The organism is Enterobacter sp. BNK-34, from assembly GCF_048684445.1.
GTDB lineage: Bacteria > Pseudomonadota > Gammaproteobacteria > Enterobacterales > Enterobacteriaceae > Enterobacter > Enterobacter pseudoroggenkampii.
Genome location: NZ_JBLQUA010000001.1, coordinates 2,829,882 through 2,852,501, shown reverse-complemented (window position 1 = coordinate 2,852,501; position 22,620 = coordinate 2,829,882). Strand labels below are relative to the sequence as shown.

Sequence of the window (22,620 nt, the reverse complement as noted above, 5' to 3'; positions counted from 1 at the left end):
AAATCTACTTTTTACCCAACAGCGCCTGAAGGTCGTTCTTCAGCGTCGACATCTGGTTGGCGTACTTCTCTTTATGTTCGGCATCCTCAATCAACTGCACGATGGTTTCCGAAAGCGTTTTACCCCGTCGTTGTGCCAGCCCAGCCAGACGTTGCCAGACAACGAACTCAAGGTCGATTGATTTTTTTCGAGTGTGCTGATGCTCAGCATTAAAATGCCGTTTGCGTCGCGCACGGATAGTTTGCTTCATCCGGTTTAACAAGGCAGGATTGATGTGTTTCTCAATCCAGCCGTTAACCTGTACCGGTTCATTTTCGAGGGTCAGCAAAATATCCACGGCTTCTTGTGCAGCGCTGGCTTCGATGTAGCAGGTGATCAGCTCCCCTTCACGGTGCTTTTTGACCAGGTACTTCCATTTCCAGCCGCTTTCGAGATTTTCCAGTTGTTGATATTTCATTGCGATCTCAGTGTTACCACGTAACTCTGTTCAGAATATCAGTTTTTTAGCAATCTGCTGAAAAGAAATCATATCCTGTGAGTGAATGCAGCCAATCGCCCTGTCGAAATACCCGATCCTGCTTGGGTACAGCCCCCCGCTTACGGTATACTCCACGCTTTTACATCTGACTAAAAAACATCAACTTTGACCATTACGAAACTTGCATGGCGTGACCTTGTTCCGGATACCGAAAGTTATCAGGAACTGTTTGCACAGCCCGAACTCGCAAAAGAACACGAATTCATCCTTAGCGATACGCAGCCCCGTTTGCATTACGCGCTGGAGCAGGTCTTAAGCCCATGGGCAACTGCGCCTTTCATGCTGCTCAAAGCCCCGGAAGAAGCGGAATACCTGACGTTGTTCGGGGATGCCGTGCGTCAGTTAAAGCCGGAAGCGAACGCCGTTTTTGGCGGCCAGTATCGTATTGCGGGACATGATGTCACTTTCGAACCGGCGGCACAGGCCGACGGCCATTTTGCCGCTAAGGGTGAGGTGATTACCGCTAACTGGGTCGAGGCTGAACAACTCTTTGGTTGTCTGCGCCAGTTTAACGGCGAGCTTTCGCTGCAGCCTGGGCTGGTACATCGCGCAAATGGCGGTGTTCTGATCATCTCACTGCGTACCCTGCTCTCGCAGCCGCTGCTGTGGATGCGTCTGAAAACCATCGTGCACCAGCAGCGTTTCGACTGGGTCGGCTACGATGAGTCTCGTCCTCTACCCGTCTCTGTTCCCTCTATGCCGCTGTCGCTGACCGTCGTGCTAACGGGCGACCGTGAATCGCTGGCGGACTTCCAGGAAATGGAGCCGGAACTGGCTGAGCAGGCCGTGTATAGCGAATACGAAGACAACATCCAGATTGCTGACGCCGACGATATGGCGCAGTGGTGCCAGTGGGTGATGGCTGTAGCAGAACGTTCTGCGCTGCCAACCCCTGCGGCTGACGCGTGGCCGGGCCTGATCCGCGAAGCGGTACGCTACACCGGTGACCAGGAAACGCTGCCGCTTTGCCCGCTCTGGATCGGCAAACAGCTGCGTGAAGTGGGTGTAATCAGCGGTGACGGGGAGTTCACCGGTGAACAGCTCACTCAGATGCTGGCTCAGCGTGAGTGGCGAGAAGGCTATCTTGCTGACCGTATGCAGGATGAAATTCTGCTCGAACAAATTCTGGTGGAAACCGAAGGCGAACGCGTCGGGCAGATTAACGCCCTGTCTGTGATTGAATTTCCTGGCCATCCGCGCGCATTCGGGGAGCCGTCCCGTATCAGCTGCGTTGTGCACATTGGCGATGGCGAGTTCACCGATATTGAACGGAAAGCCGAGCTGGGCGGCAACATTCACGCCAAAGGCATGATGATCATGCAGGCGTTTTTGATGTCAGAGCTGCAGCTCGAGCAACAGATCCCCTTCTCTGCCTCGCTGACGTTTGAGCAGTCCTACAGCGAAGTGGATGGCGACAGCGCCTCTATGGCCGAGTTGTGCGCCTTAATCAGCGCCCTGGCGGAAGTGCCCATCAATCAGAACATCGCGATCACCGGTTCGGTGGACCAGTTCGGCCGTGCCCAGCCAGTGGGAGGCCTCAACGAGAAAATTGAAGGCTTCTTCTCTATCTGTCAGCAGCGCGGTTTAAACGGCAAGCAGGGTGTGATTATCCCGGCTCCCAACGCACGTCATTTAAGCCTCAGTCAGGAGATTCTGGATGCGGTTGAACAAGAGCAGTTCGCTATCTGGGCCATCGAAGGGATTGAGGATGCACTACCCTTACTGACAAACCTGGTATGGGATGGCGAAGGGCAAACTACCCTGATGCAGACTATCCAGGAGCGCATTGCTCAGGCGACACAGCAGGATGCTCGTCATCGTTATCCATGGCCGTTACGCTGGCTGGGCTGGTTTAGTTCGAACTGATCGGACTTGTTCAGCGTACACGTGTTAGCTATCCTGCGTCCTTCACTAAAATAAGGCTTACTGAGAACATGGTAGATAAACGCGAATCCTATACAAAAGAAGATCTTCTTGCCTCTGGTCGCGGTGAACTGTTTGGCGCAAAAGGCCCACAGTTACCGGCCCCGAACATGCTGATGATGGACCGTGTCGTGAAAATGACCGAAACCGGCGGCAACTTCGATAAGGGTTACGTAGAAGCAGAACTCGATATCAACCCGGACCTGTGGTTCTTCGGTTGCCACTTTATTGGCGATCCGGTAATGCCTGGCTGTCTGGGCCTGGATGCGATGTGGCAGCTGGTTGGCTTCTATCTGGGCTGGCTGGGCGGCGAAGGTAAAGGCCGCGCACTGGGCGTGGGCGAAGTCAAATTCACTGGCCAGGTTCTGCCTACAGCGAAGAAAGTGACCTATCGTATTCACTTCAAGCGCATCGTTAACCGCCGCCTGATTATGGGCCTGGCAGATGGCGAAGTGCTGGTAGACGGCCGTCTGATCTATAGCGCAAGCGACCTGAAAGTTGGCCTGTTCCAGGATACTTCTGCGTTCTGATTGTGCTTTTCGCACTCCCGGAAAGGCGAAACCTCCGCATTGCGGAGGTTTCTTTTTTGAAAGAGACGTTATCAGGCTATGAGTGCCCTATCGCCGATGGCTTCTCGCCAGCCTCCAAGCCATTGTGACCTTTGATTTATCGTCTGATAAGGACACATTTCTTTAGAACGTCCAGCGATGCCGGCCTGATAACCACGTTGATGAGCCCGTTCCAGGCGATCTCGTTTCTGTCTCTTCATGCCTCGTTTCCCTCATTCTTTTGTCTGGTGGAAAGAAAACAGTGTCTGCACTCAATGTACAGGCACAGATAACGAATACCCCGAATTAGCCCCATCGTCAATGTTCAAAATTCATACGGGTGTCATATTTGTGAGCTACCTGGAAGTTCATTTGTACAAAAATTGTGATGCAGCACAAGTAACAAACTGAAGTGAAAACGAAAAAAAAACCGCAATCAGCGAGAGGCCAACTGCGGTTTTTGATGATGAATTTTACTTATGGCAGCCGGGAAATTTCCCTCGCGATGCTGGCCGACTCCTGTGCCCAACCCTGAGCCAGGACTTTCACCATTTCGTCATAGCCATCTTTCTGCTGCTTGAGCTCCAGATGGAAAGGACGCTTAATCAGCTGTCCCTGATGATTCAGCAACCACTCCCCGCTGATCACCACCGCACCATCATAACGGCCGTGGAAGCCCGTTACGGTAACGTTCAGCGTATCCTGGTCGTTACCCAACGGCTGCGACGCGACAACCCAACCCGGTAGCTGACTGCCCAGATTGGCCACCAGCGTGTTGCGCAGCTGTTGATCCAACGGGCTGGCCCACAGGTTGTTCGTCGCAATCACGTATTTAACGTCGCTGGTCTGATAGACCACGCCGTTTCCTGCCAGATAATCCGGCACCGCAACCTGCTCAACCCACAGCTGACGGTTTCCCTGGCTGGCCGTGCTTTGCCCGCCGCTGTGGGTCGCCACAGGCAGCTGATAGTAGCTTTTATTATCTACTCCTGAACTGCACGCCGTTAACAGCAGAGCACCAACCATCAATAGCCACTTTTTCATTCTTTTGCCCTCTTCGGCTCAGGATCCTTTTTATCTTTCGCTTCGAACACCAGCGCATTGCTCTTCTCGTTGAGCGTTTTCAGCACCGGCTGCAGTTCACGTAAGACCTGATCAAGACGCTGCATATCTGCCACCATCTTGTTGTAGGCCGCTGAACCCGGCTGGAAGCCCTGCATACTGCGGTTCAGCTCACGCAGCGTTTTCTGCATGTCCTGCGGAAGCTGCTGCATGCTCTGGCTCGCCGTAATCTTGTTGATGTTATCCAGCGTGGTTTGCAGGCGCTGCATTGTCTCCTGACTCTGATGTAACGACCCGGTCGCCGCTTCAATCATCGGATTCAGTGGCAGATTGTTGATCTTATCCAGCGTCTCCATCAGACGCTGCTGGATCTGCGCCAGGCCGCTACTCACCGTTGGGATGATCTTATAGCCACCGAATTCACGGATACCGGTAATCGGCGGTGCTTTCGGGTAGAAGTCCATATCCACATACAGCGCACCGGTCACCAGGTTACCCGTCTTCAACGATCCACGCAGGCCGCGTTCCATCAGTTGAGAGATATGGGCAGCAATATCCTGATTTTCGCCAATCTGGTTTAGCAGACGCTCCGGTTCGATGCGGATCAGCACCGGAATACGATAGTCATCATCCAGCATCTGGCTCAGGCCCGGGACGAAGAACGGAACTTGTCCAACCGTACCGAGACGAATACCGCGGAACTCAACAGGTGCCCCCGGCTGCAGACCGCGGACAGAATCTTTGAAGAACATCAGGAAGTCGACGTGATCGGTATAGAGCGCATCCTGAATACTTTTTTGATCGTCAAAGAGACGGAAAGCGGTGTTCTCTGCGACCGGCTGCCCTAAATCCAGGCCTTCCGGCACGTCAAAACTTACGCCGCCGCCAAACAGCGTGGTCAGCGACCCCATTTCAACGCGCATACCTGCCGAGGTCAGATCCACCGCGATCCCGCTGTCTTTCCAGAAACGGACATTGCTGGTGACCAGCCGATCGTTTGGCGCATTGATAAAGAGCTGATAGCTGATCGCGCGTTTCTGCGGATCAAACGTGCTTTTCTCAACCGATCCCACGCGGTAGCCGCGGAACAGGACCGGGTCGCCCGCCGTAAGCTGACCTGCTTTTTTACTGTCGAGGATCACGCGGATACCCTTGGCATCAGGTGGTGCAAGCGGCGGTGAATCCAGAAGCTGGTATTTGGCTGGCTGGTTACCCTTAGCGCCAGGCTGCAGCTCAATGTAGGCGCCCGAAAGCAGCGTCCCTAAGCCGCTGATTCCCTCACGCCCCACCTGCGGCTTAACGACCCAGAAAACGGAATCGCCGTGCAGCAGTTTTTCCATGCCGGCATTAAGGCGCGCCTTGATCTCCACATGGGTTAAATCGTCGGTCAGGGTTGCACTTTCCACCACGCCCACATCCACGCTTCGGCTTTTGATAGTCGTTTTACCGCCCTCAATCCCCTCGGCATTGGTGGTTATCAGCGTGACTTCCGGTCCCTGATGGCTGTAATGATAAAACAGGATCCATGCACCGATCAGCGCAGTCACGATGGGAAAAATCCACACCGGCGACCAGTTTTTGACCTTCTGCACTTTCGCCTCTCCACTCTTATTTTCCATGCTCTTACTCTTCCTCATGGCTTGATTCAGGCTCACGATCCCACGATAAACGAGGGTCGAAGGTCATGGCCGCAAACATGGTCATAATCACGACCAGTGCAAACATTAAAGCCCCCATCGCGGGATAAATACTCATCAAACCGCCCATCCGCACCAGTGCAGAGAGAACGGCGATGACAAACACGTCAATCATTGACCAGCGTCCGACAAACTCGACCACTTCATAAATCAGGTGCATGCGTTCGCTATCGCGTTTTCCATGCCCTTTCGCATCCCAACAGAGCCAGGCAATGGCAATCATTTTTAAGGTGGGCACCATAATACTGGCGATAAAGATGACGCCGGCGACCGGATAAGAACCTTCGCCCCAGAGCAGTATCACCCCGGCGAGGATCGTCGAGGGCATTTTGTCACCGAGCAAATCGGTGATCATGATCGGCAGAATATTGGCTGGCAGATACAGCATGATGGATGTGACCAGCAGCGCCATCGTCCACTGAAGGCTATTTTTACGGCGTACGTGCCCTTTCGTTTCGCAGCGCGGACAAACGTCGAGATCGGCGGGCAGCACGGCGGTGCAGCATGGGCAAGAACGCAGCCCCTGACGAATACCGGGTACGCCGACCTTCACCGTCTGTGCAAGCGTCGGCGCTGGCGCGATATCGTCCCACGCCCAGCGCCTGTCCACGCACTGGAAGGCGCGCAGCTGCAGAACGCAGTACAGACACCAGGGAATAAAGCTGCTGCCAATCCCCACGTCGCCGTATGCCATGAGCTTCACGAAGCTGACCAGAATCCCCGCCAGAAAGATCTCGGCCATCCCCCAGCTTTTGAGCTGAAAAAGGATACGCGCCAGTCGGATTTTCAGCGGTGCCGGCATCCTGACGCGGTTGACCAGCAAAAGGATAACGACCAGGCAAAAAGCCGGGACTATCTGGACAAACAGGAGAAAAAAGGTACCGAGGCTGGCGTAATCTTCCGAGAACATCACGCCCGGAATTTCAAGCAAATCTACCTGGCTGGTGATCCCCCCCACCTTCATATAGATGAAGGGGAAGAGATTGGAGAGCAGCAGCATGAACAATGCTGCCAGAGCGTAAGCAGTGGAACGCTGCCGCGGCGCGTCCCACTCGGTTGTCAACGTCGCACCGCAACGTGGACACAGGGCTTTATGTCCGTGACCAAGCTCTGGCAACGCCACGAGCATATCGCATTGCGAGCATAAAATATGCCTGTCGGCATGGTGCTGGTCACACATATGTTATCCCTGTTTATGCGCCGTTTTTCAGAGACTCAAGGTACTCCCAGCGCTCAAATGCTTCTTCCAGGGCTTTTTCAGCCGCGGACATTTCTGACAGTACTTTCTGAGTATAGTCATGCGATTGAGTAAAGAATGACGCATCAGCAACCTGTTTTTGCAAATCCTCAAGCGCGGCTTCCAGCTCTTCAAGACGCTGCGGTAGCCCCTCCAGTTCGCGCTGCAGGTTATAGCTTAGTTTAGCCGAGGTTTTCTTGACAGTTTCTGCTTTTGTTACAGCAGGTTCAGAACTTATTTTGGACTTTGACTGTTTCTGCGCCTGAGACTGCAATTGCTGCCCTTTTGCATCATGATAACCGCCTACGTATTGTCCAATTCGCCCTTCACCTTCGAAGATCCAGCACTCGGTCACGGTGTTGTCCACGAACTGACGATCGTGGCTGACCAGCATCACGGTACCCTGATAGCCGTCAATCAGCTCTTCAAGCAATTCCAGCGTTTCGACATCCAGGTCGTTCGTCGGTTCATCGAGGATAAGCAGGTTGCTTGGCTTCAGGAACAGGCGCGCCAGCAGAAGGCGGTTTCGCTCTCCGCCGGACAGCGCGCGCACCGGCGTCATGGCGCGTTTCGGATGGAACAGGAAGTCCTGCAGGTAGCCCAGCACGTGGCGCGGCTTGCCGTTTACCATCACCTCCTGCTTACCTTCGGCGAGGTTGTCCATCACCGTACGGTCCGGATCCAGCTCCGCGCGGTGCTGGTCGAAGTAGGCGACCTCCAGCTTGGTCCCGCAGTGAATACGTCCGCTGTCGGCCTGCAGCTGGCCCAGCATCAGTTTCAGCAGCGTGGTTTTACCGCAGCCGTTCGGGCCGATGAGCGCAATTTTGTCGCCTCGCTGCACCTGCGCGGAGAAATCGTTCACCAGCACTTTACCGTCGACCTGATAGTTGACGTTTTCCATTTCGAAGACAATCTTGCCGGAACGGGACGCCTCTTCCACCTGCATTTTGGCGCTGCCCATCACTTCACGGCGTTCGCTGCGCTCGCGACGCATCGCCTTCAGGGCACGTACGCGGCCTTCGTTACGGGTACGACGGGCTTTGATGCCCTGGCGGATCCAGACCTCTTCCTGCGCCAGCTTGCGGTCGAACTCGGCATTCTGCAACTCTTCCACGCGCAGGTTTTCTTCTTTCTCCAGCAGATACGTATCGTAATCGCCGGGATAGGTCACCAGCTTGCCGCGGTCGAGGTCGACAATGCGCGTCGCCATATTGCGAATAAACGAACGGTCGTGCGAGATAAAGATGATGGTGCCGCTGAAGGTTTTCAGGAAACCTTCCAGCCAGTCAATCGCTTCGATATCCAGGTGGTTGGTCGGTTCGTCCAGCAGCAGCACCTTCGGCCCGCTGACCAGCGCGCGGCCCAGAGCCGCTTTACGCAGCCAGCCGCCGGAGAGCGCCGACAGCTCCATATCGGGTTCCAGACCGAGCTGCGCCAGTACTTCATTAATGCGGTTTTCAAGCTGCCACAGACCGTGGTGATCGAGCATCTCCTGCACTTTCGCCAGTTCGTTGAGGTTTTTGTCGCTCGGATCGGTCATCACCAGATGCGAAATCTCGTGATAGCGCTTCAGGTATTCAGCCTGCTCGGAGATCCCTTCCGCCACGAAATCGTAAACGCTGCCGGTCACGTGACGCGGTGGATCCTGCTGCAGGCGGGAGACAATCAGATCCTGCTCGTAAACAATACGCCCGTCATCCAGACCCTGTTCACGGTTGAGGATTTTCATCAGCGTGGATTTACCCGCGCCGTTACGGCCCACCAGACAGACGCGCTCGTTATCTTCGATGTGCAGTTCTGCATTGTCGAGAAGCGGTGAGTCGCTGAAAGAGAGCCACGCGCCGTGCATACTAATTAAAGACATTTATTTTTCCTTTCAGACCGCGGTAATCAACCAGCAGTTATGGATTTGACGGTTACGGGCAAAGTCCTGAGACAGCGTTTTTTGGCTGATTTCTTGTGCTTTCAGTCCCAGGGCTGCTAAGCCGTCATGATCCATACGGAAGCCGCGTTTGTTGTTCGAGAACATAATGGTGCCGCCTTTGCGCAGCAGGCGCTTCAGGTCGGTCATCAGGCGCAGGTGATCGCGTTGTACATCAAAGCTATCTTCCATACGCTTGGAGTTGGAGAAGGTCGGCGGATCGATAAAGATCAGGTCAAACTGCTCGTCGGTGTCGCGCAGCCAGCCCAGCACGTCGGCCTGCATCAGGCGATGCTGACGTCCGGTTAAGCCGTTAAGACGCAGGTTGCGCTCCGCCCATTCCAGGTAGGTACGGGACATATCCACCGTGGTGGTGCTCCGCGCACCGCCCAGACCCGCATGCACGCTCGCGCTGCCGGTATAGGAGAAAAGGTTGAGGAAATCTTTGCCTTTACTCATCTGGCCCAGCATGCGGCGGGCGATACGGTGGTCGAGGAATAGACCGGTATCCAGATAGTCGGTCAGGTTGACCCACAGGCGCGCGTTGTATTCGCCCACTTCGATGAAGTCACCCTTTTCACCCATCTTCTGATACTGGTTTTTCCCTTTCTGACGCTCGCGGGTTTTCAGCACCAGCTTGTTCGGCGCAATGCCGAGCACGGCGATGGTGGCCGCGATAACGTCCAGCATGCGCTGACGCGCTTTCTGCGCATCAATGGTTTTCGGTGGCGCATATTCCTGAATCACCACCCAGTCCGCGTAGCGGTCAACCGCCACGTTGTATTCCGGCAGGTCGGCATCGTACAGGCGATAACATTCAATGCCCTCCTGCTTCGCCCACTTCTCAAATTTCTTCAGGTTCTTGCGCAGGCGGTTGGCGTAATCTTCCGCCACGCCGGACGGCTTGCTGTCGGCCGCCTTCTCCGCCAGATGGTAGTTCTTCTGCACGCAGTCCAGCGGGCCGTTTTTGGCCTTAAACTGGCGATCGGCGCGCAGCTGGAGGCAGCTCAGCAGCTCCGGCGAGGCGCTAAACAGAGACAGGTTCCAGCCGCCGAAGTGGTCCTTCATATTGCGGCCCAACAGGCTGTGCAGGGCAATCAGCGCCGGCTCGCTGTCCAGACGCTCGCCGTATGGGGGGTTACTGATCACGGTACCGTACGGGCCTTTTGGCAACGGGTTGGTCAGGTTCGCCACGTCTTTCACCTCGAAGGTGACCAGCTCGCCGATACCGGCGCGACGGGCGTTGCTGCGCGCGCGTTCAATGACGCGCGAGTCGCTGTCCGAACCGTAAAAGTGGGAGGTGTACTCTGCCAGGCCTTTGCGTGCGCGGGTTTGCGCGTCGTCTTTGACCTCTTTCCAGAGCGCTTCATCGTGCTGTGCCCAGCCTTTAAAGCCCCAGTGACCGCGATGCAGGCCCGGCGCGCGATCGGTTGCCAGCATGGCCGCCTCAATCAGCAACGTACCGGAACCACACATCGGATCGAGCAGCGGCGTGCCCGGCTGCCAGCCGGAGCGCATGACAATGGCAGCCGCCAGCGTTTCTTTAATTGGCGCCATACCGGTACGATCGCGGTAGCCGCGCAGATGCAGGCCTGCACCGCTCAGATCAAGAGAGATGCTCGCCGTGTCACCGTTCAGCCAGACGTTAATACGCAGATCGGGGTTTTCACGATCGACGTTCGGACGTTCCTTATTTTTACGCGTGAAGCAGTCCACAATGGCGTCTTTTACGCGCAGGGCACCGTACTGGCTGTTGCGGATCTCGTCGTTCACGCCGTTAAAATGCACCGCAAAGGTGGCATTCGGGGTGAAGATCTCTGTCCAGTCGATCATCTGTACGCCGGTATAGAGGTCAAGGTCGCTATAAACCTTGCACTCCTTCATCGGCAGCATGATGCGCGACGCCAGACGGCTCCACATCAGGCTCTGGTAAATAAGCCGCGTGTCGCCCTCAAAATGGACACCACCCTGAACCACCTGGCACTCTTGTGCGCCCAGGCTTTCCAGTTCAGTTTTTAACAGCTCTTCCAGCCCACGGGCCGTACTGGCAAACAGAGAATTCATATCGTCACTTTTACTCTTAGAAAATTGTCGCGCATTATAGCTAATATGGCGTGTATGTCATAAAGTTGAAGGCTTATTTTCATTTGTGGGAGTGTGCAGTGGCGACGTTATCCAGGCTTTTTATTCATCCGGTGAAATCCATGCGCGGCATCGGCGTCTCTCACGCGCTGGCCGACATGAGCGGATTCGCCTTCGATCGTATTTTTATGGTCACCGAGCCTGACGGTACGTTCATTACCGCACGCCAGTTCCCGCAGATGGTTCGCTTTACCCCTTCCCCGCTTCACGACGGTTTGCACCTTACCGCGCCGGACGGTTCCAGCGCGGTGATTCGCTTTGCGGATTTTGCGCCCGTCGATGCGCCAACGGAAGTGTGGGGTAACCATTTTACCGCGCGCATCGCCCCGGATGAGATTAACCGCTGGCTGAGCGGCTTCTTCTCCCGCGACGTGCAGCTGCGCTGGGTTGGGCCTGAACCGACGCGACGCGTGAAGCGCCACGACGCCGTTCCCCTCTCCTTCGCCGATGGCTTCCCGTTCCTGCTGACTAACGAAGCCTCGCTGCGTGATTTACAAGGCCGCTGCAAAGCCAGCGTTCAGATGGAACAGTTTCGTCCGAACCTGGTGGTGACCGGTGTCGACGCCTGGGACGAAGACACCTGGAAAGTGATCCGTATTGGCAACGTCATCTTTGATGTCGTAAAACCCTGTAGCCGCTGCATTTTCACCACGGTGAGCCCGGAGAAAGGCCAGAAGCACCCTTCCGGCGAACCGCTGAAGACGCTGCAGTCATTCCGCACCGCGCAGGATAACGGCGATGTGGATTTCGGTCAGAACCTGATCCCGCGCTCCAGCGGTGCAATCCGCGTTGGTGATGAGGTAGAGATCCTTGCCCGAGGGCCTGCAAGAGTGTACGGCTCAGGTCAGGAAGAAGAAATGGTCGACGTTGTGACGAATGTCGCCTCTGCGGTAGATATTCACTGGCAGGGCAACATCATCCGTGGCAACAACCAGCAGGTATTACTGGAGCAACTGGAGCAGGCAGGTATTCGCGTCCCCTATTCCTGTCGCGCAGGCATTTGCGGATGCTGCCGCATCAGGCTGGTGGATGGCGAAGTAAGTGCGTTGAAAAAATCGGCAATTGGAAATGACGGCACAATTCTGTGCTGTAGCTGCATACCGAAAACGTCCGTACAGCTGGAAGCTTAAACCGCCTGTTCGAGGCTGAAAGAATCTACGCGCAGCTGTGGCTTCAGCCTGTCGTTCATCACTTTAATGGCATCGCCAAGCTGCATCGTCCGCCCGGCAATGGTTACGCCGGGCTGGGCCAGCAGGCAGAGCGCAGCATTTTCACCAGGCTCAACCACCAGCAGGCTTACCTCTTCTGCGGTATCGCTCAGATTGACGCTCGCCGCGTCACCCGTTGCCGGGGTCCAGCTCATACCGTGCGCAAGAAAATGCCAGCTTTTCGGCATTTGCGGTTTCAGGAAGCGGATAGCCACCAGCGCATTTAATACCAGCTCGGCACGCTGCTCTTTAGAAAGCACCAGATCGCGGCATTTTTCCTCAAAGGAGAAATAAAGCGCTGCATCGTCAACGCAAAAGCCCGACGGGGAAAACGCATCCGGGGTTAACATTCGGCGGGCGAAACGAGAGCGAAACAACATGCCATTGGCTAAATCGAGCATCATTCGATCATGCTCGTCGCAAAAATACCAGCGCCAGTTATCGTCAGGTTTAATTCGCATGTTTCTCTCCCGTCCCCGAAACGTCCTGTACTAAAAATGTCCTGATCGCCGCTTCGTTTATAACACCATTAATAAAAGACTATAATGTCTAAATAAGCAACAGTGACGGAATATAAAACAACCAGGGCTGGAAATAAAGCCCTGGTTGTCTGATTAAGAGAAAAGATTAGATATGAGTAACGATTTCTTTAATCAGCGGTGGTCCTTTAAAAATAAAGCCGGAATAGATTTGCACCAGTGACGCACCCGCCGCCATCTTCTCGCGCGCAGCAATCACGGAGTCGATGCCACCGACGCCAATAATCGGCAGGCATCCTTTTAATTCCGCAGACAGGGCGCGAATAATCTCGGTGCTTTTTAATTGTACCGGACGTCCGCTTAACCCACCCGCTTCGTCACAGTTTTTCATTCCCTGCACGAGGGAGCGATCGAGGGTGGTATTGGTTGCAATCACACCATCAATATTATGGCGAACTAAACTGTCGGCAACCTGGATCAATTCTTCGGCAGAAAGATCCGGGGCAATCTTAACCGCGACCGGAACATATTTATGGTGGATCGTCTGGAGTTCATTTTGCTTATTTTTAATGGCACTCAGAAGATCGTCCAGCGCTTCGCCATATTGTAAGGAGCGCAACCCCGGAGTATTGGGTGAAGAAATATTCACCGCAATATAACCGGCATAGGCGTAGACTTTTTCCATACAAATCAGATAGTCATCTTTACCCTGCTCGACCGGCGTGTCTTTATTTTTGCCGATATTGATGCCCAGAATTCCGTCAAAGTGGGCTTTTTTAACGTTCTCAACAAGGTGATCAACGCCAAGGTTATTAAAGCCCATGCGGTTGATCAGCCCTTCGGCTTCAACCAGGCGGAACAGGCGCGGCTTGTCATTTCCCGGCTGCGGGCGCGGCGTGACGGTCCCGATTTCAATAGAGCCAAAGCCCATCGCGCCCAGGGCATCAATACACTCGCCATTTTTGTCCAGACCAGCCGCCAGACCCAGCGGGTTTTTAAAGGTCAGACCCATGCACTGCACAGGTTTTACCGGGACATGCTGGCGCACCAGCGCGGCCAGCGGCGTTCCGGTAATACGACGTAATTGCTGCATTGTAAATTCATGAGCGCGCTCAGGGTCGAGCTGGAAAAGAGCTTTACGAACGAAGGGGTAGTACATGAACTCTCCTGGATTCCCGGTGTGCAAACCGGGAGGGGATTATGGGCGATCCACGCGCGAAAGGGAATTGACCTGCGGCAAAAAATCAGCGTAAAACGCAATCGTTTACCTCCCTGTCTATTTCTTATGCACTTTTTCGCATTTTAATTGCAGATAAATCATTTAGTGGAATAACCGCGCGGTGTCACACTCCTGAAAATTGTTATGAATGTTAGATAAAAGCAAACAATTAGTTATAAGGAGGAAGTATGCGCGTCATTACCCTGGCCGGAAGTCCACGATTCCCTTCGCGCTCCAGCGCCCTGCTGGAATATGCCCGCGAAAAACTCAATGCCCTGGATGTGGAAGTGTGCCACTGGAACCTGCATAACTTCGAACCTGAAGATCTGCTTTATGCCCGTTTCGACAGCCCTGCGCTTAAAACGCTCATCGAGCAACTTAACGGCGCTGACGGCCTAATTGTGGCAACGCCCATTTATAAAGCCTCTTTTTCCGGGGCGCTGAAAACCCTGCTCGATCTGCTTCCGGAACGTGCCCTGGACGGCAAAGTCGTGCTGCCGCTGGCAACAGGCGGTACGGTTGCCCATCTACTGGCCGTGGATTATGCCCTGAAGCCGGTGCTGAACGCATTGAAAGCGCAGGAGATCCTCCACGGCGTTTTCGCCGATGACTCCCAGGTTATCGATTATCAACATAAACCTCATTTTACGCCGAACCTGCAAACCCGCCTCGATACTGCCCTGGAAACCTTCTGGCATGCTCTGCACCGCAGGGATATCCAGGCGCCGGCGTTTGGTCAGCCTCAAGGAGTCGCACATGTTTAAAACGTTAACCCGTATCGGCCTGGCAGGTCTGATGGCGCTTTCCTCGCTGGCCCATGCCGCAGAAACGGCTCCGGAAAGTTTACGCATTGGCTATCAGAAAGGCAGCGTCAGCATGGTGCTGGCGAAAAGCCACCAGCTTCTGGAAAAACGCTTCCCGGACACCAAATTCTCCTGGGTGGAGTTCCCTGCCGGCCCGCAGATGCTGGAGGCCCTTAACGTGGGCAGTATCGATCTCGGCAGCACGGGCGATATTCCGCCGATATTTGCCCAGGCGGCGGGAGCGGACCTCGTCTATGTTGGCGTTGAGCCGCCCAAACCGAAGGCCGAAGTGATCCTGGTGCCTGAAAACAGCGATATTAAAACCGTCGCCGATCTCAAAGGCCATAAGGTCGCATTCCAGAAGGGTTCTAGTTCACACAACCTATTGCTGCGTGCCCTGCAAGAGGCCGGGCTCAAGTTCACTGACATTCAGCCTGTTTACCTGACGCCTGCCGACGCGCGCGCCGCATTCCAGCAGAAGAACGTTGATGCCTGGGCCATCTGGGATCCGTACTACTCCGCCGCATTACTGCAGGGCGGCGTTCGCGTGCTGAAAGACGGCACCACGCTGAAGCAGACCGGTTCGTTCTATCTGGCCGCGCGTCCTTATGCGGAAAAGAACGGCGCATTTATTCAGGGCGTACTGGATACCTTTACCCAGGCCGATGCGCTGACCCAGACCCAGCGCCAGGAGAGCATTACCCTGCTGGCGAAAACCATGGGCTTACCTGAGCCGGTGATCGCGAGCTATCTCAACCACCGTCCACCGACCACCATCACGCCCGTGGACGCCCACGTCGCCGCGCTTCAGCAACAAACGGCTGACCTTTTCTATCAAAACCACCTGGTGCCGAAACAGGTCACTATTCGCGAACGCATCTGGCAGCCAGCAGGCAAAGAAGGAGCTAAATCATGAGTCTGAATCTTTTCTGGTTTTTACCCACCCACGGTGATGGACACTATCTTGGTACAGAAGAGGGTTCGCGCCCGGTTGACCACGGCTACCTGCAGCAGATTGCGCAGGCGGCGGACCGAATCGGTTTCACCGGGGTGCTGATCCCGACCGGACGTTCATGTGAAGATGCCTGGCTCGTGGCCGCGTCGATGATCCCGGTCACCCAGCGTCTGAAGTTCCTGGTTGCGTTACGCCCGAGCGTCGTCTCTCCTACCGTGGCGGCACGTCAGGCGGCAACGCTGGACAGACTGTCCAACGGCCGCGCCCTGTTTAACCTGGTGACGGGCAGCGATCCGCAGGAGCTGGCGGGCGATGGGGTATTCCTCGACCATACCGAGCGCTATGAAGCCTCCGCCGAGTTCACCCGCGTCTGGCGACGTCTGCTGGAAGGTGAAACCGTCACCTTTGAAGGCAAGCATATCCACGTTCGCGACGCGAAACTCTACTTCCCGCCGGTGCAGCAGCCGCGCCCGCCGCTCTATTTTGGCGGATCGTCGGATGTAGCTCAGGATCTGGCGGCAGAGCAGGTCGATCTCTATCTGACCTGGGGCGAACCGCCTGCGCTGGTGAAAGAAAAAATTGCCCAGGTCCGCGCTAAGGCGGCCGCCCATGGCCGCAAGGTGCGCTTCGGCATTCGCCTGCATGTGATTGTTCGCGAAACCAATGAAGAAGCCTGGCAGGCGGCGGACCGCCTGATCTCGCATCTGGATGATGAAACGATCGCCAGAGCCCAGGCTGCATTTGCCAAAACCGACTCCGTCGGACAGCACCGAATGGCGTCCCTGCACAACGGCAAGCGCGAGAACCTGGGGATCAGCCCGAACCTGTGGGCGGGCGTCGGCCTGGTGCGCGGCGGTGCGGGTACGGCGCTGGTTGGCGACGGCCCGACCGTAGCTGCGCGAATTAATGAATACGCCGAGCTGGGCATCGACAGCTTTATTCTCTCCGGCTATCCGCATCTGGAAGAGGCGTACAAGGTGGGCGAGCTGTTATTCCCGCATCTGGATGTCGCCATTCCGGAAATTCCACAGCCGCAGCGGCTTCAGCTTCAGGGCGAAGCCGTGGCGAACGAGTTTATTCCACGCAAAGCCGCGCAGAGCTAAGGAGTGACCATGTCTGCCACCTCACAAAAATGGCTGCTGCGCGCCGCGCCGTGGTTTTTACCCGTCGGCATTGTGGCACTCTGGCAGCTCGCGTCGTCCACCGGCTGGCTGTCGAGCCGCATTCTGCCCTCCCCGGAGGGCGTCGTAGAAGCGTTCTGGTCGCTGAGCGTGAGCGGTGAGCTGTGGCAGCATCTGGCGATCAGCTCCTGGCGCGCCGTGATTGGGTTTTCCATCGGCGGCAGCATCGGTCTGGTTCTGGGACTGATCAGTGGCCTCTCCCGCTGGGGCGAGCGGCTGCTGGATACCTCAATTCAGATGCTGCGCAACGTGCCGCATCTGGCGCTGATCCCGCTGGTTATCCTGTGGTTTGGGATTGATGAGAGCGCCAAGATCTTCCTCGTGGCGCTGGGCACATTGTTCCCGATCTACATCAACACCTGGCACGGGATCCGCAATATCGATCGCGGTCTGGTGGAGATGGCGCGCAGCTACGGCTTATCGGGTTTTTCTCTCTTTATACACGTGATCCTGCCGGGCGCCCTGCCCTCCATTATGGTCGGGGTGCGTTTTGCGCTCGGCCTGATGTGGCTGACGCTGATTGTAGCAGAGACTATCTCGGCCAATTCAGGCATTGGTTACCTGGCGATGAACGCCCGCGAATTCCTGCAAACGGACGTGGTGGTGGTTGCCATCATTCTGTATGCCCTGCTCGGCAAACTCGCCGACGTTAGCGCCCAGTGGCTGGAGCGCAGCTGGCTGCGCTGGAACCCGGCCTACACCCTTCAGGAGGCGAAAGCATGAATACTGCACGACTGAACCAGGGAACACCGTTACTGCTGAACGGCGTGACCAAACGCTACGGCGAAAACACCATTCTTAACGGGCTGGATCTGCATATTCCCGCCGGACAATTTGTGGCCGTTGTCGGGCGCAGCGGCGGCGGCAAGAGTACCCTGCTAAGGCTGCTGGCCGGACTGGAAGCCCCCAACGGCGGCGACATTCTGGCAGGAACAACGCCGCTTTCGAATATTCAGGACGATACCCGCATGATGTTTCAGGACGCGCGGCTGCTGCCGTGGAAAACGGTTATCGACAATGTCGGGCTCGGTCTTAAGGGCAGCTGGCGGGATGAAGCCCGCCAGGCGCTGGCCGCCGTTGGGCTGGAAAATCGAGCCGATGAATGGCCTGCCGCCCTCTCGGGTGGGCAGAAGCAGCGCGTGGCGCTGGCGCGGGCGTTGATTCACCGTCCTGGCCTGCTGCTGCTTGATGAACCGCTCGGCGCGCTGGACGCCCTGACGCGAATCGAAATGCAGGATTTGATTGGATCCCTGTGGCAGGCGCACGGCTTTACGGTACTGCTGGTGACGCATGACGTGAGCGAAGCCGTCGCGATGGCGGACCGGGTGCTGTTAATAGAGGACGGGAAAATAGGTCTGGATCTGACGGTGGATCTTCCGCGGCCTCGTCGCGTGGGCTCGGCAAGACTGGGGGAGCTCGAAGCTGAGGTATTAGATCGAGTGATGAAGCGCGGGAGCACGGAGTTACAGCGAGCTAAGGCTAATGCCTGATGCCCTCACCCAGGCCCTCTCCCACAGGGAGAGGGAGGGTTAACTTATATTACGCTAACGCTTTAGCAATCTTCTCGTACAAATCACCAGACAGATTTTCCAGCCCTTTCAGCTGCTCAAGCGCGGCACGCATCTTCGCCTGACGCTTCGCATCGTAACGCTTCAGACGGATCAGCGGCTCAATCAGGCGCGACGCCACCTGCGGGTTACGGCTGTTCAGCTCGGTCAGCATTTCCACCATGAACTGATAACCGCTGCCGTCTTCGGCGTGGAACGCCGCCGGGTTGCTGCTGGCAAACGCGCCAATCAGCGAACGCACGCGGTTTGGGTTGCTCAGGGTAAAGGAACGATGCTTCAGCAGGCTGCGTACGTTGCTGAGTGCATCGGCCGCCGGGCTGGTCGCCTGCAGGATGAACCACTTATCCATCACCAGGCCATCCTGATGCCACTTGTCGTCGTACTCCTGCATCAGCGCATCGCGGCACGGCAGTTCAGCAGCAACGCTTGCGCCCAGCGCGGCCAGGGCGTCGGTCATGTTATCCGCCTCGTGATACTGCTTGCTCACCAGGGTGTTCGCCAGCTCGGTTTCACCAAACGCCAGATAGCGCAGGCAGGTGTTGCGCAGAGAACGTTTACCAATGTCCGCGTGCTCAACGCGATAAGCGTCAAGCTTGTTGGCGTTATAAATGGCGAGGAACTCGTCCGCCAGCTCAGTAGCCAGCGTACGGGTCAACGCTTCACGCACCGCCACGATCGCGATCGGATCGATAATCTCGAACAACTCCGCGATTTCAGTCGCTGACGGCAGAGTCAGAATTTCTGCGGCCAATGCCGGGTCAATCTTCTCATCCAGCAGGATCGCGCGGAACGCGTCAGCTACGTGAACAGGCAGCGACAGCGGCTGGCCCTGCTGATGACGGTTTACGTTGAGCTTGATGTAGGTCGCCAGCAGGCTTTGTGCGGCATCCCAGCGGGAGAAATCGTTACGCGCGTGACGCATCAGGAACGTCAGCTGCTGATCGCTCCACTTGTACTCCAGCTTCACCGGCGCGGAGAATTCACACAGCAGCGCAGGCACCGGCTGGAAATAGACGTTATCGAAGATAAAGGTCTGCTCGGCCTGGGTCACGTTCAGCACGTGGTGTACCGGGTGACCGCCCTTCTGCAGTGGAATGACTTTGCCTTCGTTATCGTACAGCTCAATGCTGAACGGAATATGCAGCGGGTATTTCTCTTCCTGCTCTGCCGTCGGCGGCGTGCGCTGGCTGATGGTCAGCGTGTACTGCTCGGTTTCAGGATTGTAGTCGTCTTTGACGGTAACAATCGGCGTACCGGCCTGGCTGTACCAGCGGCGGAAGTGAGAGAGATCGACATTAGAGGCATCTTCCATTGCCTGCACAAAATCGTCGCAGGTGGCCGCGCTGCCGTCATGACGCTCGAAGTAGAGCTGCATCCCTTTCTGGAAGTTCTCTTCCCCCAGCAGGGTGTGGATCATGCGGATAATTTCGGCGCCCTTCTCGTACACCGTCAGGGTGTAGAAGTTGTTCATCTCGATGACTTTATCCGGGCGGATCGGATGCGCCATTGGGCTGGCATCTTCCGCAAACTGCAGGCCGCGCATGGTACGCACGTTGTTGATGCGGTTTACCGCGCGTGAACCCAGATCGGAGCTGAACTCCTGGTCACGGAAGACGGTCAGGCCCTCTTTCAGGCTCAGCTGGAACCAGTCGCGGCAGGTGACGCGGTTGCCGGTCCAGTTGTGGAAATATTCGTGGCCGATGACGCGTTCGATATCGAGGTAGTCTTTGTCCGTTGCAGTATCGGTACGCGCCAGCACGTATTTGGAGTTAAAGACGTTCAGGCCTTTATTCTCCATTGCGCCCATGTTGAAGAAATCGACGGCGACGATCATATAGATGTCGAGGTCATATTCGAGGCCGAAGCGCTCCTCGTCCCACTTCATGGAGTTGATGAGGGAGGTCATCGCCCACGGCGCGCGGTCAAGGTTGCCGCGGTCAACAAACAGCTCCAGCGCCACCTCGCGGCCTGAGCGCGTTTTGAAGGTGTCACGCAGCACGTCGAAGTCCCCCGCCACCAGCGCAAACAGGTAGCACGGTTTCGGGAACGGATCCTGCCACTGCACCCAGTGACGGCCATTCTCCAGCTCGCCTTCACCTACGCGGTTGCCGTTGGAGAGCAGGAAGGGATAGAGGGTTTTATCGGCGATGATTTTGGTGGTGAAGCGCGCCAGGACGTCCGGGCGGTCAAGATACCAGGTAATGTGGCGGAACCCTTCCGCTTCACACTGGGTACACAGCGCCACGCCTGACTGATAAAGCCCTTCCAGTGCGGTGTTGGCGGCCGGGCTGATTTCATTCACGATGCGCAGCGTAAACTGTTCCGGCAGGTTGTCGATGACCAGCTGGTTGTTTTCTTCTTTATAGTCTGACCAGGCTTCATCATTAATATGCAGGGAGACCAGCGTCAGGTCTTCACCATCCAGACGCAGCGGCACCGCAGTTGCGCTGTGGCGCGTCACCTTGCTTACCGCCGTGACAACGGTTTTAGTGGCATCCAGGTCAAAAGTCAGATCGATTTCGCTAATCAGGTAATCCGGCGCACGGTAGTCGTGGCGGTATTTGGCTTGTGGCTGTTGTGTCATAGAAAACCTTATGCATCGTTTGTCGAGTAACGTTTCAATATATTCCTGTTGCGCAAAACGCGCTATGCAGAATGTTCATCTTTTCAGGGTCAAAACCTTTTTTTGCTACATTTGTATAACACGGGGCACAAAATGCCCTCGACCATAAAACGCGCTTATGTTGTGATCGGGGTTCAATAAATCACTAAACAAGGTATACTCCGGAGTTGTTTATTGTACTAAACGCTCCTGTGAGAGGATGCTACTGCGCACCTATGACTCAATTCGCTTCTCCAGTTCTGCATACGTTGCTGGATACCGACGCGTATAAACTGCATATGCAGCAAGCCGTTTTCCACCATTACTATGACGTTCATGTCGCGGCGGAATTCCGCTGCCGTGGCGACGACTTGCTCGGTATCTACGCAGACGCCATTCGTGAACAGGTCAATGCTATGCAGCATCTGACGCTGCAGGACGAGGAATATCAGTGGCTTTCTGGCCTGCCTTTCTTCAAAGCCGACTATCTGAACTGGCTGCGCGATTTCCGCTATAAGCCGGAGCAGGTCACCGTGCTTAACGATAACGGCAAGCTGGATATTCGCCTTGAAGGTCCGTGGCGGGAAGTGATCATGTGGGAAGTGCCGCTTCTGGCGGTGATCAGCGAACTGGCTCACCGCTACCGTTCGCCGGAAACGGGCGTCGAGCAGGCGGTCGCCGCGCTGGAAAATAAACTCGCGGCCTTCTCCACGCTGACCGAAGGGTTAGACATGTCCCGCTTCCGCCTGATGGACTTTGGCACCCGTCGTCGTTTCTCGCGCGACGTTCAGGAGGCCATCGTTAAACGTCTGCAGCAGGAGCCGTGGTTTGTAGGCACCAGTAACTACGATCTGGCGCGTCGCCTCAGCCTGACGCCAATGGGTACCCAGGCGCACGAGTGGTTCCAGGCGCATCAGCAGATCAGCCCCGATCTGGCAAACAGCCAACGCGCGGCACTGGCCGCATGGCTTGAGGAGTACCCGAATCAACTCGGGATCGCCCTCACCGACTGTATTACGATGGATGCCTTCCTGCGCGACTTTGGTCCCGAGTTCGCTGAACGTTACCAGGGATTACGCCACGACTCAGGGGATCCGGTTGAATGGGGCGAGAAGGCCATTGCCCATTACGAGAAACTCGGCATTGATCCGATGAGCAAGGTGCTGGTCTTCTCCGATAACCTCGACCTGGCGAAAGCGGTCGAACTCTATCGCCATTTCAACACCCGGGTGAACCTGAGCTTCGGGATCGGAACCCGTCTGACCTGCGATATTCCTCAGGTAAAACCTCTGAATATTGTCATCAAACTGGTGGAATGTAACGGCAAGCCGGTGGCGAAGCTCTCCGACAGCCCGGGCAAAACCATCTGCCATGACAAAGCGTTTGTTCGCGCGTTGCGCAAAGCCTTCGATCTTCCTCAGATCAAAAAAGCCAGTTAAGCGCTTACGGGAGCCTTTATGGCTCCCCTCTTCTTATTTATTTCTTAATTCTTCTCTTTTGACTGCGAAATTTACTTGTCTGATAGCGGATGGCAGGT

General features: G+C 55.8%; 19 protein-coding genes. 9 read left to right on the top strand and 10 right to left on the bottom strand.

The window, feature by feature from the left end; all coding sequences use genetic code 11:
- Positions 1-4: 4 nt before the first annotated feature.
- Positions 5-457, bottom strand: coding sequence for a macrodomain Ter protein MatP (gene matP, locus ACMGG5_RS13815; RefSeq protein ID WP_008499929.1), 453 nt, complete (start codon positions 455-457; stop codon positions 5-7).
- A gap of 186 nt (positions 458-643) precedes the next feature.
- On the opposite strand from matP, the gene ACMGG5_RS13810 reads away from it, so the two are divergent.
- Together ACMGG5_RS13810 and fabA are read left to right on the top strand one after the other, a co-directional pair.
- The gene (locus ACMGG5_RS13810; protein ID WP_420278004.1) at positions 644-2,404 is read left to right on the top strand and encodes an AAA family ATPase; all 1,761 of its coding nucleotides are present in this window, start codon (positions 644-646) and stop codon (positions 2,402-2,404) included.
- Between the two features lie 68 nt (positions 2,405-2,472).
- Positions 2,473-2,991, top strand: a complete 519-nt coding sequence (gene fabA, locus ACMGG5_RS13805; RefSeq protein WP_008499931.1) for a 3-hydroxyacyl-[acyl-carrier-protein] dehydratase FabA — start codon at positions 2,473-2,475, stop codon at positions 2,989-2,991.
- A 71-nt stretch (positions 2,992-3,062) separates the two neighbouring features.
- On the opposite strand, the gene rmf is transcribed toward fabA, so the two are convergent.
- The 6 genes from rmf to rlmKL form a co-directional block, all read right to left on the bottom strand.
- Complete coding sequence (gene rmf, locus ACMGG5_RS13800; protein ID WP_013097261.1) at positions 3,063-3,230, bottom strand: ribosome modulation factor; 168 nt, start codon at positions 3,228-3,230, stop codon at positions 3,063-3,065.
- A 256-nt stretch (positions 3,231-3,486) separates the two neighbouring features.
- Positions 3,487-4,053, bottom strand: a complete 567-nt coding sequence (gene pqiC / locus ACMGG5_RS13795; protein WP_024907767.1) for a membrane integrity-associated transporter subunit PqiC — start codon at positions 4,051-4,053, stop codon at positions 3,487-3,489.
- On the bottom strand, positions 4,050-5,690 hold the full coding sequence (gene pqiB, locus ACMGG5_RS13790) for an intermembrane transport protein PqiB (protein WP_024907768.1): 1,641 nt from the start codon (positions 5,688-5,690) through the stop codon (positions 4,050-4,052). The genes pqiC and pqiB overlap by 4 nt, the downstream gene beginning before the upstream one ends.
- A gap of 4 nt (positions 5,691-5,694) precedes the next feature.
- Positions 5,695-6,948 (bottom strand): membrane integrity-associated transporter subunit PqiA, encoded by a 1,254-nt coding sequence (gene pqiA / locus ACMGG5_RS13785; protein ID WP_420278003.1) that lies wholly within the window; start codon positions 6,946-6,948, stop codon positions 5,695-5,697.
- 13 nt (positions 6,949-6,961) lie between these two features.
- Positions 6,962-8,869 carry an ABC transporter ATP-binding protein gene (locus ACMGG5_RS13780; protein ID WP_061715629.1) on the bottom strand — a complete coding sequence of 636 codons (1,908 nt, stop codon included), beginning with the start codon at positions 8,867-8,869 and terminating at the stop codon, positions 6,962-6,964.
- 12 nt (positions 8,870-8,881) lie between these two features.
- Positions 8,882-10,990, bottom strand: a complete 2,109-nt coding sequence (gene rlmKL / locus ACMGG5_RS13775) for a bifunctional 23S rRNA (guanine(2069)-N(7))-methyltransferase RlmK/23S rRNA (guanine(2445)-N(2))-methyltransferase RlmL (RefSeq protein ID WP_248273077.1) — start codon at positions 10,988-10,990, stop codon at positions 8,882-8,884.
- Positions 10,991-11,088: 98 nt separating this feature from the next.
- Between rlmKL and ACMGG5_RS13770 the strand changes: the two genes are divergently transcribed.
- Positions 11,089-12,198, top strand: a complete 1,110-nt coding sequence (locus tag ACMGG5_RS13770) for a YcbX family protein (protein WP_420278002.1) — start codon at positions 11,089-11,091, stop codon at positions 12,196-12,198.
- Here the strand turns inward: ACMGG5_RS13770 and zapC are convergent.
- Positions 12,195-12,737, bottom strand: coding sequence for a cell division protein ZapC (gene zapC, locus ACMGG5_RS13765; protein WP_023311020.1), 543 nt, complete (start codon positions 12,735-12,737; stop codon positions 12,195-12,197). The genes ACMGG5_RS13770 and zapC overlap by 4 nt on opposite strands.
- Positions 12,738-12,903: 166 nt before the next feature.
- Positions 12,904-13,914, bottom strand: a complete 1,011-nt coding sequence (gene pyrD, locus ACMGG5_RS13760; protein WP_420278001.1) for a quinone-dependent dihydroorotate dehydrogenase — start codon at positions 13,912-13,914, stop codon at positions 12,904-12,906.
- 248 nt (positions 13,915-14,162) lie between these two features.
- Between pyrD and ssuE the strand changes: the two genes are divergently transcribed.
- From ssuE to ssuB, 5 genes are read left to right on the top strand one after another with little or no spacing between them, the layout of a single operon-like run.
- A complete protein-coding gene (gene ssuE / locus ACMGG5_RS13755) occupies positions 14,163-14,738 on the top strand; it encodes an NADPH-dependent FMN reductase (RefSeq protein WP_023335146.1) in 576 nt (191 codons plus the stop codon).
- Positions 14,731-15,693, top strand: a complete 963-nt coding sequence (locus ACMGG5_RS13750) for a sulfonate ABC transporter substrate-binding protein (protein ID WP_061715632.1) — start codon at positions 14,731-14,733, stop codon at positions 15,691-15,693. Before ssuE ends, ACMGG5_RS13750 begins: the two co-directional genes overlap by 8 nt.
- Complete coding sequence (ssuD, locus tag ACMGG5_RS13745) at positions 15,690-16,835, top strand: FMNH2-dependent alkanesulfonate monooxygenase (RefSeq protein ID WP_420278000.1); 1,146 nt, start codon at positions 15,690-15,692, stop codon at positions 16,833-16,835. The genes ACMGG5_RS13750 and ssuD overlap by 4 nt, the downstream gene beginning before the upstream one ends.
- A 9-nt stretch (positions 16,836-16,844) precedes the next feature.
- Positions 16,845-17,636, top strand: a complete 792-nt coding sequence (gene ssuC, locus ACMGG5_RS13740; protein WP_023311016.1) for an aliphatic sulfonate ABC transporter permease SsuC — start codon at positions 16,845-16,847, stop codon at positions 17,634-17,636.
- The gene (ssuB, locus tag ACMGG5_RS13735; RefSeq protein WP_090417511.1) at positions 17,633-18,403 is read left to right on the top strand and encodes an aliphatic sulfonates ABC transporter ATP-binding protein; all 771 of its coding nucleotides are present in this window, start codon (positions 17,633-17,635) and stop codon (positions 18,401-18,403) included. Before ssuC ends, ssuB begins: the two co-directional genes overlap by 4 nt.
- 49 nt (positions 18,404-18,452) lie before the next feature.
- On the opposite strand, the gene pepN is transcribed toward ssuB, so the two are convergent.
- Positions 18,453-21,065 carry an aminopeptidase N gene (gene pepN / locus ACMGG5_RS13730; RefSeq protein WP_420277999.1) on the bottom strand — a complete coding sequence of 871 codons (2,613 nt, stop codon included), beginning with the start codon at positions 21,063-21,065 and terminating at the stop codon, positions 18,453-18,455.
- 254 nt (positions 21,066-21,319) lie between these two features.
- On the opposite strand from pepN, the gene pncB reads away from it, so the two are divergent.
- Positions 21,320-22,522, top strand: coding sequence for a nicotinate phosphoribosyltransferase (gene pncB, locus ACMGG5_RS13725; protein WP_048991015.1), 1,203 nt, complete (start codon positions 21,320-21,322; stop codon positions 22,520-22,522).
- Positions 22,523-22,620 lie beyond the last annotated feature (98 nt).